The organism is Sphingobium chungbukense (assembly GCF_001005725.1).
GTDB lineage: Bacteria > Pseudomonadota > Alphaproteobacteria > Sphingomonadales > Sphingomonadaceae > Sphingobium > Sphingobium chungbukense.
The window spans coordinates 23,881-40,871 of sequence record NZ_LBIC01000002.1 but is presented as its reverse complement, the minus strand read 5'-3'; the positions used below and the strand labels follow the sequence as shown (position 1 = coordinate 40,871).

The following is a 16,991-nucleotide window of genomic DNA, read 5'->3' as shown; positions in this document are numbered from 1 at the left end:
AGGCGATCCGGCGACCGCCCGAAGTAGCGACTGAACTTGGTCACCGCGTGCAAATAGGACCGCTGAGTGGCGGGGGACAGGTTGCGCAAGCTCATGTCGTCGATCATACGACGGCGCAGCGGGCTGACCGTTACTGTGACGTCTGTCATGGGATGAACTCCTGGTGAGGGGTTGGTCTTCAGCAACCAAATCCTCCCACCAGGGGGTCATTCCCGCCAGCCTCCACGCGCCAGTCGAGCGTCAGCGAGTTCGTTCAATCCCTAAAATGTCACTACGGCCTAGCCTTTTGTTTGCCGCGATTTCTTAACCAGCAATCGATCCCGATCGCCTGGAAATCGCTCTAGGCCCGCGCCCGAAGCTGATCCGCCGGAAACAGCGCCGCCGCCTCGACGGCAGGCATCGGCCGCCCGAAATAATAGCCCTGCACCTTGCGGCAACCAAGGCCCCGGACCATCGCCAGTTCCGTTTCGGTCTCCACTCCTTCGGCGGTGGTGGCCATCCCCAGGCTGTCGGCCAGCGTCACGACCGCGCGGATGATCGCCAGGCTTTCCGCCTTGTTGTTCGACGCGCCCACCACGAAGCTGCGGTCGATCTTGATCGTGTCGAACCGCGTGCGGCTGAGATATCCCAAGGAGGAATAGCCCGTTCCGAAATCGTCGAGCGACAATTGCACCCCAAGGCCGCGCAACTGGTCGAGGATCTTGAGCGCCCCGGTATCGGCGTTGACGAACACGCTTTCGGTGACTTCCAGTTCCAGCCGCCGCGCCTCCAGCCCGCTCTGAGCCAGGGCCGATACCACCGCGCCCACGAAGCTGGGGTGCGACAATTGCTCGGCCGACACATTGACCGCGATGCGGACCGGCGCGGGCCAGCGCGACGCCTCCATACAGGCGGTCCGCAGCACCCATTCCCCGATCGGCCCGATCAGCCGCGCCTCCTCGGCCACAGGCACGAATTTCGCGGGGGAGATCGGCCCCATTTCCGGATGAGTCCAACGGGCCAGCGCTTCGAACCCGACGACGGTCCCCGTCTCGGCTTCCACCACCGGCTGGAACAGCACATGGAGCTGGTCCTTCTCCAGCGCATCGCGCAGCGCCAGTTCCAGTTGCCGCCGCTCTTCCGCCTGGGCATGCAGTTGCGGCTCATAGGCGCAATGGACACCGCCCCCTTCGCTCTTCGCCTGATAGAGTGCCAGGTCGGCGCTGCGGATCAACGCTTCGGACTCGCTGCCATCCTGCGGCGCCAGCGCCGAACCCACCGACGCCCCGACATAGAGCAGATGTTCGTCCACCTGATAGGGCGCGGACAGGCCGCTGATGATAGCCCCCGCCAGCGTGTCGATGCCGCGATTGGCCGCGACATGCGGGATCACCACGGCGAATTCGTCACCGCCGATCCGCCCGCAAAACTCGCTGCCCGAACAGATGTGCCTCAACCGCCGCGCCACCTGGGTCAGCAGCTTGTCTCCGACCTGATGGCCCAGCGTGTCGTTGACCGCCTTGAACCGATCGAGGTCGATCATGAGGAAGGCGCAGCCCGGCACGCCTGTCCGCATCCCGACCATGGACTTGTCCAATACCTCCCGCAGATGCGCGCGGTTGGGCAGGCCCGTCAGCGGATCGAACCGCGCCAGCTGGGTGATCCGTTCCGCCGACTCGCGTTGCTCGGTAATGTCGGAGCCCACACCGCGGAAACCCAGGAACACCCCCGTTTCATCATAGCGCGGCGACGCGGACAATTCCCACCACCGCACGCCCCCTTGCGCCTCGACCGGCAAGGCGATGGCGCTGAAATTCTCCCGCCGCTTCAGATGATCGGCCAGTTCATGCAATTCGGCCGGGAACAGACCGCTTTCCCAGGCGCTGCCTGCCAATATCTGCACCAGCAACGTGCCTTCGACTTCCGCCGGGGTGCGCCCCAGCATTTCAGCCATGCGCGGCGACACGCCGTTCAACCGCCGCGCGGGATCGGTCTGCCACAGCCAGTCCGATGCGCCATGTTCATATTCGCGGAGCAGCAGGCTCACCACCTCGCTCTTTTCCTCCAGTTGCACGCTGGCGCTGTGCTGACGGGCGAAGGTCCGCGCATAGATGAAACAACCCACCAGCAACGACAGCGCATAGCTGGTCGCCAGCGCGCGCAGGGGCAACTCCTCCGGACCGTCGAACATGAAGAACAGCCCGACGATGCAGGGCAGCAGGAACCCGGTCGCGGCCAGCGGCGTCGCGGCATAGCTGATCGCCCCGCATATCATGATGCAGCTGATCAGCGTCCAGTGCGCCACCAGTTGCGACGCGCTATGTCCCGAAGAGAACATCATCATGCATGCCGCCCAGACCAGCCCGTGCATCAGGCCGGTGCAGCCATGAACACGCAGGTCGGCGGCCGTCACCCCGGAACCCGTGCGACGGCGACGGTCCAGCAAGACCCCGCCGGCCATCGATGCCACCAGCCCGACGCTCCAGAGGATCAGCATGGATGCCGAGCCTTGATGGCCGAAAACCTGCCACAGGAACATGAGGCCGAAGACGTTCATCGCCTGCCGCAGCAGGGCGACGGCGGCGGCGGATTGTAATTGCCCCGCTATCACGCGCTCCACCGCGTCGCCCGACAAAGCGGTAAAGCCCATCATCGCCCGAAGCGATATGCGCTCCTGAGGTGCCTGGTCGGAGGATGAACTTTGCCCGCGTCTCACCCACCCGGCTTAGCAGCAAGCGGTTAGCAATCCGTAACGCCTGGGACGAACGCGGCAGAAAAATTGCAGCGCCGGGAAAGGCGCCGCGAAAGGATCAGGCGGCGATGTCGTAAGGCCGGATTTCGCCGGTCAGATAGAGATTGCGCGCCTTCGACCGGCTCAATTTGCCCGAGCTGGTGCGCGGCAGGGTACGCGGCGGCACCAGTTCGACCACGCAGTTCATGCCGGTGATCGCCCGCACCCGCTCGCGAATCTGGTCGCGCAGCCGCGTGCGCTCGTCATTGTCGGAGGTGCGGCAATGCACCAGCACGGCGGGCGCTTCCTCGCCGCCCGGTGTGGTGATGGCGAAGGCGGCGATGTCGCCCTGCTTGAAGCCGGGAAGCTGCTCCACCGCCCATTCGATATCCTGCGGCCAGTGATTCTTGCCGTTGATGATGATCATGTCCTTGGCGCGACCGACGATGTAGAGATAGCCGTCGCTCAGATAGCCCATGTCGCCGGTGTCGAGCCAACCGTCGAGCATGCAGGCGTCGGTCGCCTCCTGATCGCGGAAATAGCCGACCATCAGGCTCGGCCCGGTGGTCCACACCTTGCCGATCTGGCGCTCGTTCAGCTTGGCGCCATCCTCGTCGCGAATCTCCACGATCATGTCGCGGGCGGGCTTGCCGCAATTGACGATCGAACGGAAGCGCTGCGGCCGACCCTCGGTCGCGTCGCCGCCCGACAGGTCCGTCTCTTCGACCAGTTCGACGATGATGCCCTCGCCCGGCGGCATGATGGTGACGGCCAGCGTCGCCTCGGCCAGACCATAGCTCGGCAGGAACGCCTTGGGCGAAAAGCCCGCATCGCCAAAGGCATCGACGAAGCTCTGCATCACGTCGGGGCGGATCATGTCCGCGCCATTGCCCGCCAGTCTCCAGCGGGACAGGTCGAAGCGATCCTGCGCCTTGGTCTGGCTCGACATGCGGCGGGCGCAAATGTCATAGCCGAAGGTCGGCGAATAGCTGATCGACGTGCCCTCATTGCGGCTGATCAGGTCCAGCCAGGCCAGCGGGCGGCGGGCGAAATCCTCTGTCTTCATATAATCGGTCGACACCTGGTTGGCGACGACCGACAGGAAACAGCCGACCAACCCCATGTCATGATACCAGGGCAGCCAGCTGATGCAGCGGTCGCTGTCCTGCAACTCCATGCCATGGCTGTGCGCGGCAAGGTTGCTCAGCAGCGCATGGTGCGTCACCGCCACGCCATGGGGGAAGCGAGTCGAACCGCTCGAATATTGCAGATAGGCGATTTCTTGCGGCTGCGCCTGCGGCAGGTCGCAGGGCACGGCATCCCGCGCAATGAAATCCTCGAAAGCGATACTCTCGACCGCCTTCTGGCGACCGGACTCGCCCGCCATCTCCTCCAGTTCCTTGGGGAAGAGGAACAGCATCGGGTCGCAGCTCGACAGCTGGACGTTCAGCTGATCGATATAGCTTTCCTTGCCGCCGAAGCTGGTCGGCAGCGGCAACGGCACCGGCCATGCGCCGGCATAGACGATACCGAAGAAAAGCTGGGCGAAATCGGGGGCCGTCTCCGCCACCAGCGCCACGCGATCCTCCGGCTTCACCCCATGGGCGATCAGCCGATGCGCACAGGCGATCGCGTCCTCGCGCAGTTCCGAAAACGGATAGGCGCGCGCCAGATTCCCCCGCGCATCGTGGAAATTCAGGCCACGCCGCCCGGTCGCAGCATAGTCCAGCGCTTCGCCCAGCGTCTCGAAATCCGAGAAGCGGCGGGGCAGATCGTCGGTGGTCGGCGTCGGTGCCATCATGCTTTGCGAACCCGTCATATTGGCGTCACCCAATGTCATGTTTGTCATATTCCGGCGCGCCGCTAACAGCTTTCAAGCCACTTTGCACCGGATAGTTGCATTCCAGCTTGGGCTTTTACCTCAAAAGGGGCGGTAAAATTCCGGCCCGACTGTGGCATAATCAAGGCGCAACAGGCATGAAGCATTGCCATGGCTGATAAACGCGCCCCTCCCCCGCTCGATGAAGAGGCCTTGCGCGAGCTGGCGCTGCGCTATGTCGGCCGTTTTGCCACCAGCCGCGCCAAGCTGCACGCCTATCTTGGCCGGAAGATAAAGGAACGCGGCTGGGGCGGCGAAGGGCCCGCCGACCCGCAAGCGCTGGTCGATCGGTTGAGCGATCTCAAATATGTCGACGACGCCAGCTATGCGGCGATGAAAAGCGCCTCGCTCGCCCGCCGCGGCTATGGCGCCCGGCGTGTTGCCGAAACCCTACGTGCCGACGGCATAGCGGAGACCGACCGCGAAGAGGCCGACGCCCGGACCGCCTCCGAAAGCTGGCAGGCGGCCGACCGTTTCGCCCGCCGCAAGCGCCTCGGCCCCTATGCGCTGGAACGCCCCGACCCCAAGCAACGCGAAAAGTGGATCGCCGCCTTCCTCCGCGCCGGCCACAGTTTCGCCACCGCCCGCCGCTGGACCGATGCCGCGCCGGGTGAAATGCCGGAAGAGGAAGAATAAATCACATGAGCCAGCCTAAAAAAGCAGCGTTTTCAACCGCGAAGTTGCGCTACTCCGCAATCATGACATCCCTCTCCCTCTTCATCCTTCTCACCGCCTGCTCCCAATCCGCCCCCAAAACCGAAAACACCTCCTCCCCCGCCGCCACCCGGCAAGCCGCCCTCATCCCCCTCGCCATCCGCACGGCCAAAGCCACCCATCGCTTCACCGTAGAGGTCGCCCTCACCGAACAGCAGCAGGAACAGGGGCTCATGTTCCGCAAGACGCTGGCACCCGACTCCGGCATGCTCTTCCCGATGGAACCGCCGCGCACGGCCAGCTTCTGGATGAAGAACACAGTGATCCCGCTGGACATGCTGTTCATCCACACCGATGGCAGCATCGCCTTTCTCAAGTCCAATGCCGCGCCCTATTCGCGCGAGCCGGTGTCCGCGGGCATCCCCGTCGCCGCCGTCCTCGAACTGGCGGGGGGCCGCGCAGCGGAACTCGGCATCCAGCAGGGCGACCGTGTCAGCTGGGGCAATTGCGTCCTCGCCGCTCGCGCCGATCACGCAACGAACAGCCCCAAGGATCGCCTGAATTTCTGCCCGAACGACTGATCCGCCCTTGCCAAGCGCCAGCCCCAGCGGCTAAGCGCTTCGCCCATGGGAATCCTTGGCAAGATCTTCACCTGGTGGGATGGCGCGACCATCGGCACCGCGCTCTACACCTCCCGCAAGGGCACCAAGGTCGGTGAGGATCATCAGGGCAATGTCTATTATGAAGGCGGCACCGACCCCAACGGCCTGACCCGCCGCTGGGTGATCTATAACGGCGCCAATGATGCCAGCCGCGTGCCCGCCGAATGGCATGGCTGGCTGCACCATTCGATCGAAGGCGCGCCGGAAAGCTTCCTGCCACCGCCCCGCATCTGGGAAAAGGACTTCACCCCCAACGCTACCGGCACGGCCCAGGCCTACCGCCCTTCGGGCGCGCTGGAAAAAGGCGGCCTGCGCCAGAAGGCCACCGGCGATTATGAGGCGTGGAGCCCCGACGCATCATGACGCTGCGCCCGGCGGGACGTTTCCTGCCGATTCTCGGCTGCACCCTGATGCTCGCGGGCTGCGGTGGCGACGACATGCCCAGCGGGAACCGTACCGGTCCCGTCCGGATCGAAGGGCAGAAGATTCGCAACGGCGACGAATCGGCCCTGACCGGTACACCGATGAACGAGCGGGTCGCGGTGATCGGCCTGCTCAACAAGCGCAACGGCATCACCACCGACCTCAAGATGAAGCCCGGCGAAGCGCTGCGCGTGGGCGACGCCATCGTCCGGCTCCAAGCCTGCGAAACCACCGCCCCCTGGGAAAATGTTCAGGAAACCGGCGCCTTCGTGCAACTCGACGTGCGCAGCACCGCCGACAATAAATGGCGCCGCAACTTTTCCGGCTGGCTGTTCAGGGAACGGCCGGACCGCAATGTGGTCCAGCACCCGATCTATGACGTCTGGGTGAGAAGCTGCACGATGGCCTGGCCCGAAACCGGCCCCGACACGGTGAAGCTGGGCGACAAGGGCGATGTTCCGGACGGACCGGCCAAGTCATCCCCGGCGAGCGGCGAAAATGCCAGTTCCGCCCAGACACCCGAACCGCCGGCAAGCACGCCGCGCCCGGCGCCCAGCGCCACGCCGTCAAGCGCACCCGCCAACGATTGAAGATAATCGCACTGGCTGATCTCGATCGCGCCCAATGACCGCAGATGCTCGGTCATGAACTGGCAGTCGAGCAGGGCGAAGCCCCCGAACCGCATCCGCGCCGTCAACCAGGCCAGCGCCACCTTCGACGCGTCGGTGCGCCGCGACACCATGCTTTCCCCGAAAAAGGCGCGGCCCAGGGCGACTCCATAAAGCCCGCCAACCAGTTCGCCCTCCTCCCACACCTCCACCGAATGGGCGAAGCCGATCTCGTGCAGATGCCGATAGGCACGCTCGATCGGATGATTGATCCAGGTCGACGGCCGGTCTGGCGCTGCTTCCGCGCAAAGCTGGACGATCCCGCCAAAATCGCGATTGGCGGTAACACGAAACCGTTCCCGCCGGATCGTCTTGGCCAGCGAATGGGAGATATGAAAGCCGTCGAGCGGCATGATCGCCCGCCGCTTCGGCTCGATCCAGTAAACCTCGTCCGCTTCCCGGTCGTCCGACATGGGAAACACGCCGATGGCATAGGCCTGCAACAGCACCAGCGGATCAATCGTCATCAGGGAAAGACTAACCCGCCACGACGCAACGCGCCAGCCCGAGTTTGATCCAAACCATTGCCCACTTTCGAAAAATCACAAATGAGTGGTTTCCCGCCGGTCGCCACTCGTCACCGGACTTGATCCGCAGTGACGGGAACGGCATTTTTCTAAATTGACCAGGACAGGCCTTGTCCCGCAAGACAAAAGGGCCGGCATTTCGCCGGCCCTTTTGTCTTGCATCATGAAATCAAACGATCAGCCGACAAACGCCCGCTCGATCACATAGGCACCCGGCGCGGCGTTGGAACCTTCGACGAAGCCATGCTCCTCGAACCATGCGCCGAACTGCTTGATCATCTCCATGCTCCCGCACATCATGATCCGGTCGGTTTCGGGATCGAATTTCGCCTCGCCCGCTATGCCCTCGAACAGCGCGCCGCTTTCGACCAACTTGTCGATGCGGACATTGTTGCGGAACGGCTCGCGCGTCACGGTCGGTACATAATGGAACTGCGCCGCCGCCTGCTCCGACACCAGTGGGTCTTCCGCCAGCTTGCCGGTCAGCTCGTCATGGAAGGCGAGATCGCTGACCCGGCGGACCGAATGGACCACCACGACCTGCTCGTAAAATTCATAGACGTCGGGGTCGCGCGCCAGGCTGAGGAAGGGCGCCAGCCCCGTGCCGGTCGACAGCATGAACAACCGCTTGCCCGGCAGCAGCGCGTCCGTCACCAGCGTGCCGGTCGGCTTGCGGCCGAGATAGATCTGGTCGCCCGGCTGGATCAGTTGCAACTTCGACGTCAGCGGACCGTCCTGCACCTTGATCGACAGGAACTCCAGTTCCTCGTCCCAGGCGGGGCTGGCGACAGAATAAGCGCGCAGCAGCGGCTTGCCGTTGTCGCCCTGCAAACCGATCATCACGAATTCGCCCGAACGGAAACGGAAGCTGGCCGGCCGCGTGATGCGGAAGCTGAACAGATGCTCGTTCCAGTGCTTCACCGACAGCACGGTTTCCACGGAGAGCGCGCCGGTCGGTTCCAGTACCGGCTTTTCGATGGTCACGTCGTTCAAAACCTTTTCCCCTGCCAAATCCACGAACCGCCGACGCTCGAAGGGAGCGCCAGTTGCGTGGGCTTCGCAATAAGCTATGCAGCGCGAATGCCCCCTGGGCCGCGCGAAGGCAAGGCGAAAAAAACTTGTCGCCGCGAAAGCTGGCGATCAGGCGCGCGGGCAGGTGCGCGGATTCACCCGGCGGGCAGGGACGCAGCAGGGGAAACCGCCCGGTGGCGACAAGCGAACACTTGTGCCGCCGCTCGCACAGGCTCCGTCCTGCCCGCGTTCATCCATCGGGCCTTCCTTCATCGGATAGTGGACACTCAATATCGCCACAAGGGCAGCGCCGCCCCGCAACATCTCCCCGATCATGGTCGCTTCCCCTTGCACGATCGCCACAGGCGTCCGTCCCCAAGGCAGGCCCATAGCCGTTTATCTATCCAAAGGCATACCTAAAGCAGGGTATTATTGTACGATATTGCAAAATGACGCTCGCCCACCGACAAAACCTGCCCGAAGGCCCCTCAGCCGAACAATCCCTTCGCCAGATTGCCCAGTTCGTTGAGCGGATTGCCGTCGCCGTCCCGGTCGAACAACCCGCCAATCTTCGACAATATGGCTTCCGGCCCACCGAAATGCGCGAAAAGTTCCTGCAATTTGTCCGCCGACACGCCATGCTCCGCCGCCGTCGTCGCCAACGCTGCGACATCGGTTTCGCCCGACGCGATCTTGCCGCCGATTTCGCTCATCAGCGCCTGCATCTGATCCGGCTGAAGGCCGATCTTCGCGGCAACCGCTTCCAGACCGCCCATATTGCCCAGCAAATCGTCAAATAGTGCCATAGCTCATATCCCGCTGAAAATTCGATGCAGGATAGCATTGCGCGCCGGCAACAGAAAGCAAAAGAGGCCGGAAGATCGCTCCCCCGGCCCCTTTCGTTACGGATCGCTGCGCTGTCAGGCGGCGGTCAGCGCCGCATCGCGCACCGATGCGTCGACATGATCCTCGAACTGGGCGAAATTATCGACGAACTGCTTCACCAGCTTGCCGGCGGTCTCGTCATAGGCCGTCTTGTCGGCCCAGGTCGCGCGCGGATCGAGGATCGTCGCATCGACGCCCGGCACCGCCACCGGCACCTGGAAGCCGAAATTCGGATCGGTGCGGAACTCGGCGCTGTTGAGGCTGCCGTCGAGCGCCGCATTGAGCAGGGCGCGAGTCACCTTGATCGGCATGCGTTTGCCGACGCCATATTTGCCGCCGGTCCAGCCGGTGTTCACGAGCCAGCAGGTGACGCCGCCCTTGTTGATCCGTTCCTTCAGCAGATTGCCGTAGACCGACGGATGACGCGGCATGAAGGGCGCGCCAAAGCAGGTCGAGAAGGTCGCCGAAGGCTCCGTCACGCCGATCTCGGTCCCCGCAACGCGCGCGGTATAGCCCGAGAGGAAGTGGTACATGGCCTGATCCGGCGTCAGCCGCGCGATCGGCGGCAATACCCCGTAAGCGTCGGCGGTCAGGAAGATGATGTTCTTGGGCACCGGCCCCAGATTCTTTTCCGACGCGTTCGGGATGAAGTCGATCGGATAGGAACCGCGGCTGTTTTCGGCCAGGCTGTTGTCGTCCAGGTCGATCTCGCGGGTTTCCTCGTCGATCACGACATTTTCCAGCACCGTGCCGAACCGCTTGGTGGTGGCGAAGATCTCCGGCTCGGCTTCGGCCGACAGGTTGATCATCTTGGCATAGCAGCCGCCCTCGAAATTGAAGACGGCGGTGTCCGACCAGCCATGCTCGTCATCGCCGATGAGGGTCCGGGAAGCATCAGCCGACAGCGTGGTCTTGCCGGTGCCCGACAGGCCGAAGAATACCGCGGTGTCGCCGTTGGGGCCGATATTGGCGGAACAATGCATCGGCATCACGCCATGGGTCGGCAGCAGATAGTTGAGGATGCCGAACACCGACTTCTTCATCTCGCCAGCATAGCGGGTGCCGCCGATCAGGATCAGCTTCTCGGTGAAGTTGACCGCGATCACCGTCTCGCTACGGCTGCCGTGGCGGGCAGGATCGGCCTTGAAGGTCGGCAGGTCGATGATCGTGTATTCCGGCGTGAAACCGGCCAGCTCATCCGCGCCCGGACGGACCAGCAGGGTCCGGATGAACAGGTTGTGCCAGGCCAGTTCGTTGATGACGCGCACATTGACGCGATGTTCCGGCTGCGACCCGCCATACAGGTCGGCGACGTAGAGCTTGTCCTTCTGCCCCAGCGCGGCGAAGAAATCGGCCTTCAGAGCCGCGAAATGCTCCGGCGTCATGGGCACGTTGGTCTTGCCCCACCAGACGGTGGATTCGGTTTCCGCATCCTTGACGATGAATTTGTCGCTGGCCGACCGGCCGGTATGCTTGCCGGTCTTGACGACCAGCGGGCCGTCCTTGGCCAATATGCCTTCGCCATTGGTGAGCGCGGCTTCGACGAGGGGCGCAGTGCCCAGATTCCAGTACTGAAGGGCGCTGGTGGAAATGCCCTGCTGATCGAGGGTGAACGAGGATTTGGCCTGCACGCCTTTGCTCCTGAATATCATTATGTCCGGCCGCCATCTTATCATGCTTACGACCGGTCCGCCTCTCGACGCCGCGATCTTCGGACCGCATGGCGCCATTTGCTGCAGACAAAGCGGGCATAAGCCTTTGCGGTAGGTGCGTCAAACCCCGGAAAAGGCCACAACTGCGGCATTTATCCCGAATTCCCATGGCTACGCCGCATAACCCGCCCCAACGGACCTTCCTTGCGGGGGGAGCCGCCATCGTCTAACGCAGGGGCATTCCCATGCCGAAGATTTTCCGGGACACAGCATGACCGCAACCATCGCTCTGGTGGACGATGACAAGAATATCCTGACCTCTGTATCCATCGCGTTGCAGACGGAAGGGTTCCTGACGCGCCTCTATTCCGACCCGGAAGCGGCGCTGAAGGCCCTGGTCGAAAACCCGGCCGACCTCGCCGTGTTCGACATCAAGATGCCCCGCATGGACGGGCTGGAACTGTTGCGGCGGCTGCGCGAGAAGAGCCAGATGCCGGTCATCTTCCTGACGTCCAAGGCCGATGAGCTGGACGAGGCGCTGGGCCTGGCCATGGGAGCCGACGACTATATCAGCAAGCCCTTTTCCCAACGGCTGCTGATCGCCCGCATCCGGGCGATCCTGCGCCGGGCGGAGGCGCGCCGGGTCGACGCCGCGCCCGACGAGCCGGTCGCCGAACCGATCGTGCGCGGCCGGCTGGAGATGGACCCGGCGCGCCACCGCGTGAAATGGATGGGCCGCGACGTGACGCTGACCGTCACCGAATTCCTGATCCTGGAAACGCTGGCCGCGCGCCCCGGCGTGGTCAAGAACCGCAACCAGTTGATGGACGCGGCCTATCAGGACGATGTCTATGTCGACGACCGCACCATCGACAGTCACATCAAGCGACTGCGCCGCAAGTTCCGCGAAGTCGACACCGAATTCAACGCGATCGACACATTATATGGCGCCGGTTACCGCTTCTCCGAAGAGGTTTGACCCGGTCGCCGGGTTGAGCTGGTCCGGCCGGATCAGCCTGACCCCGCGCATCCTGGCGGTCAATGTGTTCGCGCTGGCGTTGCTGGCGGGCGGCTTCTTCTATCTCGACAGCTATCGCACACGCATCGTCGATGATCGGCTGCAACAGTCGGCGCGGGAACTCCAATTGCTGGCGATCGGCCTGGAAAATGCGCCCGCCGACCGGCAGAATGCCCTGATCGCCGCCTATTCCCGCCAGACGGAGGATCGCGTCCGGCGCTATGATGCGCAGGGCACGCTGATCGCGGACAGCTTCACCATGAACGCGCCGCGCTATCGCCTGCGCCTGCCGGAGGAGGAGGAATGGCAGCGCCATGTCGCCCGCTTCCTCGACAAGGCGATCGACCGCATCGTTTCCGCCGACCGCCCGCCGAATTTCGAGGAACCTGCGGTCGACCGGGCGCAAACCTGGCCCGAACTGGTGGAGGCGCGCCGAACCGGCCGGATGCAGGCGATGAACCGCTATGCGCCCGACCGCACCTTCATGATTTCCGCCGCGGTGAACATGAAGGATGGCACCAGCCTGCTCGCCACCGAAAACGCCCGCGACATCACGCGAATCGTCCGGGCGGAGCGGTTCCGCCTGGGCATGGTGCTGGCTGCGGCGGTACTGGCGTCGGTGCTGCTCTCGCTCTTTCTCGCCCGGACCATCGTGCAACCGTTGCAGCGCCTCGCCCGCGCGGCGGTGCGGGTGCGCCTCGGCCGGGCGCGCGAAGTCACCGTGCCGCGCCTGCCCGACCGGCGCGACGAGATCGGCATGCTGGCCCGCGCCCTCTCCGACATGAGCCATGCGCTGCGCCAGCGGATCGACGCGACCGACGCCTTCGCCGCCGATGTCAGCCATGAACTCAAGAACCCCATCGCCTCGCTGCGGTCGGCGCTCGACGCGCTCGACCGGGTGGACAAGCCGGAGCTGCGCGCCCAGTTGATGGCGATCGCGCAGGACGATGTGCGGCGGCTCGACCGGCTCGTCACGGACATTGCCGAAGCGTCCCGCATCGACGCCCAATTGTCGCGCACCCGGTTCGAGCCGATCGACCTTGGCCTGCTGATCGAGAGGATGGTCGTCGCCCGCGAAGCGCGCGGCGTCCCCCGGGGCGTGCGCCTGGCCTTCGCCCGCCCGCGCAAGAATGTCGCGGTGGTGCTGGGCGAGGAGCAGCGGATCATCCGCGTGCTCGACAACCTCATCGACAATGCCGTGTCCTTCTCCCCCGACGGCGGCCTGGTCCAGATCGTCGCGACCGTGGCGGACAATGAAGTGCTGGTCAGCGTCGAGGATCAGGGTCCGGGCGTCCCCGAATCCGAACGGGAACATGTCTTCCGTCGCTTCCACAGCGTGCGCCCCGAAAATGAGGCGTTCGGCAAACATTCGGGCCTGGGCCTCGCCATCGCCCGTTCGATCGTGGAGGGACATCAGGGCAAGATCAGCATCGCGGACCGCCAGGATGCGCAAAGCGGCGCCTGCTTCATCATGCGCCTGCCCATGGCGGTGGAACGCGACCCCGGCATCGTTTCGGAATAGATTTGCCGGGATCAACCCCGGGTGACGGGAAGATAATGACGGAAAATGCGCATTTCCCGCCAACCCGCAAAGTGCGCCATAATGAGACCGTCCCGGTTAATTCGATTCCCACCAGCGCCAACAAGAGCTAGTATGGCGACGAAACGATAAGTTTGAACATGGCGTCGACACCTTCTTCCGAAACCCTTCATGCAACCAGCGTGGCGATCGACGGTCAGGCTGTGCTGCTCTGCGGCCCCAGCGGCATGGGCAAATCGGACCTGGCACTGCGCCTGATCGATCGCGGCGCCGTGCTGGTCAGCGACGACTATACCCGCGTGCTTGCGATCGAGGGCCGGCTGTTCGCCCGCGCGCCCGACCGGATCGTCGGCATGATGGAAGTCCGCGGCCTGGGCCTGGTCGACATGCCGCATGCGGACAATGCCCCCGTCGCGCTGGCCGTGGACCTGAGCGACGCGGTCGAGCGCATGCCGCTGGAGCCGGCGATGCGGGCCATGGCCGGTGTCGATGTGCCTGTCGTGCAACTCGCGCCGTTCGAAGCCTCCGCCCCGATCAAGGTCGAGCTCGCGCTCAGGAACATGGGCCTGAAGAGCGTCGGTCCATCATGAGTTTCGAAACACCAAAGACCATATTGCTCGTTTCCGGCCTGTCTGGCGCCGGCAAGACCACGGCGCTCAAGACGCTGGAGGATATGGGCTGGGAAGTGGTCGACAATCTGCCGCTGGTGCTGCTCGACCGGCTGCTCGACACGCCCCTGCCCGAGGGGCATGACGAGGGGACCGACCGGCCGCTGGCGCTGGGCATCGACGCACGGACGCGCGGCTTCGACGCGGCCGCCATAGCGCAGCGTATCAAGGCATTGCGATCCCGCCACGGCCATGATGTCGAGACGCTGTTCCTCGACTGTTCGGATGCGGAGCTGGAACGGCGCTTTGCCGAGACGCGCCGCCGTCATCCGTTGGCGACCGACCGTCCCGCCGCCCACGGCATCGCCCGCGAGCGCGAACTGACCGAGCCGCTGCGCCGCTGGGCCAATCAGGTGATCGACACCAGCAGCCTCACCAGCAACGCCTTGCAGCAGGAAATCCGCAACCGTTTCTCACGCGACGGGCTGTCGGACCCGGTGCTGACGATCATGTCCTTCGGCTATTCGCGCGGCGTACCGCTGAGTGCCGACCTGATGTTCGACATGCGGTTCCTGCGCAATCCGCATTGGGAGGAAGCGCTGCGGCCGAAGACCGGCCTCGATCCCGATGTCGCCGCCTATATCATGGACGATCCGGCCTATGAAAAGGCCGTCGGGCGGATCGAACAATTGCTGACGCTGCTGCTGCCCCGTTATGCCGAGGGCGGAAAAAGCTATGTTACCGTGGCGTTCGGCTGTACGGGCGGCCGGCATCGTTCGGTCCATGTGGCAGAACGCGTCGCCAGATACTTGCAAGATGCGGGCTTTTCGCCCACGGTCTCGCACCGCAATATGGAATCAGCGCCCCAGGACGCCCTGGAGAAGCGCGAACCGGGAGGCCCGAAAGCGTAATCCATGAAAAACAGGTGGGCCACGTAAGCAAGATGATTGGACTGGTACTCGTCACCCATGGGGCGCTGGCGACGGAATTCGTCGTGGCGATGGAGCATGTGGTCGGTCCGCAGCAGCAGATCGAGACCATCTGCATCGGCCCCGAGGACGACATGGAGATGCGTCGCGCCGACATCGCGGACGCGGTTGCCCGCGTCAATGACGGATCGGGTGTGATCCTGCTGACCGACCTGTTTGGCGGCACTCCGTCGAATCTCGCCATTTCGCTGCTAAAGGCAGGCGAGATCGAGGTGATCGCGGGCATCAACCTGCCCATGCTGATACGCCTGGAAAGCGCCCGCAAGGTGATGGACGTGCGTCAGGCCGTCGCCGCTGCGCGGGAAGCGGGTCAGAAATATATCAGCGTAGCGTCGGAACTGTTGGGCAGCACCACATGAGCGAAATCAGCCAGGAAGTCAGGATCAGTAACCGGCGCGGCCTCCACGCCCGTGCCAGCGCGAAATTCGTGACCCTGGCCAGCGGCCTGCCCGCGCAGATCACCGTGCGCAAGGACGGCAGCGAAGTCACGGGAACCTCCATCATGGGCCTGATGATGCTGGGCGCGGCGATGGGCGACAGCATCACCATCAGCGCGACCGGCCCGGAAGCAGCCGATTCGCTGGGCAAGCTGGTGACTCTGGTCGAGGACAAGTTCGGCGAGGAATAAGACGGATCACCGCCGCCAAACCTTTGTTAAGCCTCGCCAAGCCATTATCATAGGATAAGTTTGAACCAGAATCGCGGGGCGCGGCAGGCTGCGTCACCAGTTGAGGTGCCTTGGCAATGCTCGATCCGAAGCTGACAGACGAACCGGCCCGCCTCGCCGCGCTCGAACGCTATGAAGTTCTGGATACGCCAAGGGAACCCTCCTTCGACCGCATCACCGATCTGGTCCGCAGCATTTTGGGCGTGCCGATTTCCGCCGTCTCGCTGGTCGACGCCGATCGGCAATGGTTCAAGTCGCTGGTGGGCCTCGACGACAAGGAAACATCCCGCGACGTCGCCTTTTGCAACCATACCATCCGCCAGCGGGCACCCATGGTCATCACTGATGCCAGGGAGGATGCGCGCTTTTGCGACAATCCGCTGGTGACGAGCGATCCCAATATCCGCAGCTATGCCGGTATCCCGCTGGAGACCCCCGACGGCTACAATATCGGTTCGCTCTGCGCGATCGACACGGTGCCCCGCCAGTTTGATCCCGGCCAGATCGCCATCCTCCAGAATCTCGCCGCGCTGGTGGTGGAGCAACTCGAACTGCGCCGCATCGCGGAACGCGATCATCTGACCGGCGCGCTCACCCGCCGCGCTTTCCTTAGTGAAATGAACCGCGCCATCGCCCTGTTCGAACGGCATGATCGGCCCGCGAGCCTGCTGCTGTTCGACATCGATCATTTCAAGCGGATCAACGATACGCACGGCCACCCCGCCGGCGACCAGGTGATCCGCGGCATCGCCCGACTCTGTACCAGCCTGCAACGGCCCAGCGATTCGCTGGGGCGGTTGGGCGGCGAGGAATTCGGCATATTGCTGCCCGAAACCGCTGAAGAGGATGCCGCCAGGGCCGCGCAACGCTTCTGCGATGCGATTGCCGCGACCGAAATCCCCGGCACGCCGCCGCTGCACGTCACGGTCAGCTTCGGTGTGGCGGAACTGCGCGGAGATTGGCCGACGAGTGAAAGCTGGCTCGCGGTGGCGGACATGGCGCTCTACGAAGCCAAGCGCTCGGGCCGCAACCGGATCGCCATCGCCCGGCACGACGCGACGCACGCGACCTAGGGCGCGAAGGAGGCGGAAGGAAAGG

At 64.1% G+C, this 16,991-nt stretch carries 17 protein-coding genes and 1 pseudogene; 11 read left to right on the top strand and 7 right to left on the bottom strand.

The features are described 5' to 3' along the window. Window positions 1-340: 340 nt before the first annotated feature. A complete protein-coding gene (locus tag YP76_RS05910) occupies window positions 341-2,632 on the bottom strand; it encodes a putative bifunctional diguanylate cyclase/phosphodiesterase (protein WP_046762705.1) in 2,292 nt (763 codons plus the stop codon). Window positions 2,633-2,789: 157 nt separating this feature from the next. Then, window positions 2,790-4,550 carry a fatty acyl-AMP ligase gene (locus YP76_RS05905; protein WP_046762704.1) on the bottom strand — a complete coding sequence of 587 codons (1,761 nt, stop codon included), beginning with the start codon at window positions 4,548-4,550 and terminating at the stop codon, window positions 2,790-2,792. 150 nt (window positions 4,551-4,700) lie between these two features. On the opposite strand from YP76_RS05905, the gene YP76_RS05900 reads away from it, so the two are divergent. The 4 genes and pseudogenes from YP76_RS05900 to YP76_RS29155 all read left to right on the top strand — a co-directional run. Continuing rightward, on the top strand, window positions 4,701-5,225 hold the full coding sequence (locus YP76_RS05900) for a regulatory protein RecX (protein WP_046762703.1): 525 nt from the start codon (window positions 4,701-4,703) through the stop codon (window positions 5,223-5,225). Between the two features lie 62 nt (window positions 5,226-5,287). Beyond that, window positions 5,288-5,824: a DUF192 domain-containing protein gene (locus tag YP76_RS05895; RefSeq protein WP_046762702.1), complete on the top strand. Its 537-nt coding sequence runs from the start codon at window positions 5,288-5,290 to the stop codon at window positions 5,822-5,824. 45 nt (window positions 5,825-5,869) lie between these two features. Next, window positions 5,870-6,268 carry an NADH:ubiquinone oxidoreductase subunit NDUFA12 gene (locus YP76_RS05890; RefSeq protein WP_046762701.1) on the top strand — a complete coding sequence of 133 codons (399 nt, stop codon included), beginning with the start codon at window positions 5,870-5,872 and terminating at the stop codon, window positions 6,266-6,268. After that, a pseudogene (locus YP76_RS29155) lies at window positions 6,265-6,666 on the top strand (DUF2155 domain-containing protein); the annotation flags it as partial. The gene YP76_RS05890 and the pseudogene YP76_RS29155, both read left to right, overlap by 4 nt. Before the next feature lie 35 nt (window positions 6,667-6,701). Here YP76_RS29155 and aat read toward each other — a convergent pair. The 5 genes from aat to YP76_RS05860 all read right to left on the bottom strand — a co-directional run bounded on the left by aat (window position 6,702) and on the right by YP76_RS05860 (window position 11,050). Beyond that, entirely contained in the window at window positions 6,702-7,463 is a 762-nt protein-coding gene (gene aat / locus YP76_RS05880; RefSeq protein ID WP_046762699.1) for a leucyl/phenylalanyl-tRNA--protein transferase, read from the bottom strand. Between the two features lie 237 nt (window positions 7,464-7,700). Further along, window positions 7,701-8,516, bottom strand: a complete 816-nt coding sequence (locus YP76_RS05875; RefSeq protein ID WP_046762698.1) for a ferredoxin--NADP reductase — start codon at window positions 8,514-8,516, stop codon at window positions 7,701-7,703. A 147-nt stretch (window positions 8,517-8,663) separates the two neighbouring features. Continuing rightward, a complete protein-coding gene (locus YP76_RS05870) occupies window positions 8,664-8,924 on the bottom strand; it encodes a hypothetical protein (protein WP_046762697.1) in 261 nt (86 codons plus the stop codon). A 98-nt stretch (window positions 8,925-9,022) separates the two neighbouring features. After that, the gene (locus tag YP76_RS05865) at window positions 9,023-9,340 is read right to left on the bottom strand and encodes a hypothetical protein (protein WP_046762696.1); all 318 of its coding nucleotides are present in this window, start codon (window positions 9,338-9,340) and stop codon (window positions 9,023-9,025) included. Window positions 9,341-9,454: 114 nt separating this feature from the next. After that, window positions 9,455-11,050 carry a phosphoenolpyruvate carboxykinase gene (locus YP76_RS05860; protein WP_046762710.1) on the bottom strand — a complete coding sequence of 532 codons (1,596 nt, stop codon included), beginning with the start codon at window positions 11,048-11,050 and terminating at the stop codon, window positions 9,455-9,457. Between the two features lie 292 nt (window positions 11,051-11,342). Here YP76_RS05860 and YP76_RS05855 point away from each other — a divergent pair, with 292 nt between their 5' ends. The 7 genes from YP76_RS05855 to YP76_RS05825 all read left to right on the top strand — a co-directional run bounded on the left by YP76_RS05855 (window position 11,343) and on the right by YP76_RS05825 (window position 16,966). Then, the gene (locus YP76_RS05855) at window positions 11,343-12,050 is read left to right on the top strand and encodes a response regulator transcription factor (protein WP_046762695.1); all 708 of its coding nucleotides are present in this window, start codon (window positions 11,343-11,345) and stop codon (window positions 12,048-12,050) included. Then, entirely contained in the window at window positions 12,016-13,611 is a 1,596-nt protein-coding gene (locus tag YP76_RS05850; protein WP_046762694.1) for a stimulus-sensing domain-containing protein, read from the top strand. Before YP76_RS05855 ends, YP76_RS05850 begins: the two co-directional genes overlap by 35 nt. A gap of 158 nt (window positions 13,612-13,769) precedes the next feature. Then, window positions 13,770-14,219: an HPr kinase/phosphorylase gene (locus tag YP76_RS05845; RefSeq protein ID WP_046762693.1), complete on the top strand. Its 450-nt coding sequence runs from the start codon at window positions 13,770-13,772 to the stop codon at window positions 14,217-14,219. Further along, the gene (rapZ, locus tag YP76_RS05840; protein WP_046762692.1) at window positions 14,216-15,148 is read left to right on the top strand and encodes an RNase adapter RapZ; all 933 of its coding nucleotides are present in this window, start codon (window positions 14,216-14,218) and stop codon (window positions 15,146-15,148) included. Before YP76_RS05845 ends, rapZ begins: the two co-directional genes overlap by 4 nt. Before the next feature lie 32 nt (window positions 15,149-15,180). Next, window positions 15,181-15,585, top strand: coding sequence for a PTS sugar transporter subunit IIA (locus tag YP76_RS05835; protein WP_007687176.1), 405 nt, complete (start codon window positions 15,181-15,183; stop codon window positions 15,583-15,585). Then, complete coding sequence (locus YP76_RS05830; protein ID WP_020818371.1) at window positions 15,582-15,854, top strand: HPr family phosphocarrier protein; 273 nt, start codon at window positions 15,582-15,584, stop codon at window positions 15,852-15,854. Before YP76_RS05835 ends, YP76_RS05830 begins: the two co-directional genes overlap by 4 nt. A gap of 116 nt (window positions 15,855-15,970) precedes the next feature. Then, entirely contained in the window at window positions 15,971-16,966 is a 996-nt protein-coding gene (locus YP76_RS05825) for a sensor domain-containing diguanylate cyclase (RefSeq protein WP_046762691.1), read from the top strand. Window positions 16,967-16,991 lie beyond the last annotated feature (25 nt).

What these genes read in the sequence shown, in the direction of transcription:
- YP76_RS05910 (WP_046762705.1), bottom strand. Translation starts at nt 2,632, where the DNA reads ATGATGGGCTTTACCGCTTTGTCGGGCGACGCGGTGGAGCGCGTGATA.
- YP76_RS05865 (WP_046762696.1), bottom strand. Translation starts at nt 9,340, where the DNA reads ATGGCACTATTTGACGATTTGCTGGGCAATATGGGCGGTCTGGAAGCG.
- YP76_RS05905 (WP_046762704.1), bottom strand. Translation starts at nt 4,550, where the DNA reads ATGACATTGGGTGACGCCAATATGACGGGTTCGCAAAGCATGATGGCA.
- YP76_RS05850 (WP_046762694.1), top strand. Translation starts at nt 12,016, where the DNA reads ATGGCGCCGGTTACCGCTTCTCCGAAGAGGTTTGACCCGGTCGCCGGG.
- YP76_RS05855 (WP_046762695.1), top strand. Translation starts at nt 11,343, where the DNA reads ATGACCGCAACCATCGCTCTGGTGGACGATGACAAGAATATCCTGACC.
- YP76_RS05900 (WP_046762703.1), top strand. Translation starts at nt 4,701, where the DNA reads ATGGCTGATAAACGCGCCCCTCCCCCGCTCGATGAAGAGGCCTTGCGC.
- YP76_RS05870 (WP_046762697.1), bottom strand. Translation starts at nt 8,924, where the DNA reads ATGGGCCTGCCTTGGGGACGGACGCCTGTGGCGATCGTGCAAGGGGAA.
- YP76_RS05845 (WP_046762693.1), top strand. Translation starts at nt 13,770, where the DNA reads ATGGCGTCGACACCTTCTTCCGAAACCCTTCATGCAACCAGCGTGGCG.
- YP76_RS05835 (WP_007687176.1), top strand. Translation starts at nt 15,181, where the DNA reads ATGATTGGACTGGTACTCGTCACCCATGGGGCGCTGGCGACGGAATTC.
- YP76_RS05825 (WP_046762691.1), top strand. Translation starts at nt 15,971, where the DNA reads ATGCTCGATCCGAAGCTGACAGACGAACCGGCCCGCCTCGCCGCGCTC.
- YP76_RS05895 (WP_046762702.1), top strand. Translation starts at nt 5,288, where the DNA reads ATGACATCCCTCTCCCTCTTCATCCTTCTCACCGCCTGCTCCCAATCC.
- rapZ (WP_046762692.1), top strand. Translation starts at nt 14,216, where the DNA reads ATGAGTTTCGAAACACCAAAGACCATATTGCTCGTTTCCGGCCTGTCT.
- aat (WP_046762699.1), bottom strand. Translation starts at nt 7,463, where the DNA reads ATGACGATTGATCCGCTGGTGCTGTTGCAGGCCTATGCCATCGGCGTG.
- YP76_RS05830 (WP_020818371.1), top strand. Translation starts at nt 15,582, where the DNA reads ATGAGCGAAATCAGCCAGGAAGTCAGGATCAGTAACCGGCGCGGCCTC.
- YP76_RS05890 (WP_046762701.1), top strand. Translation starts at nt 5,870, where the DNA reads ATGGGAATCCTTGGCAAGATCTTCACCTGGTGGGATGGCGCGACCATC.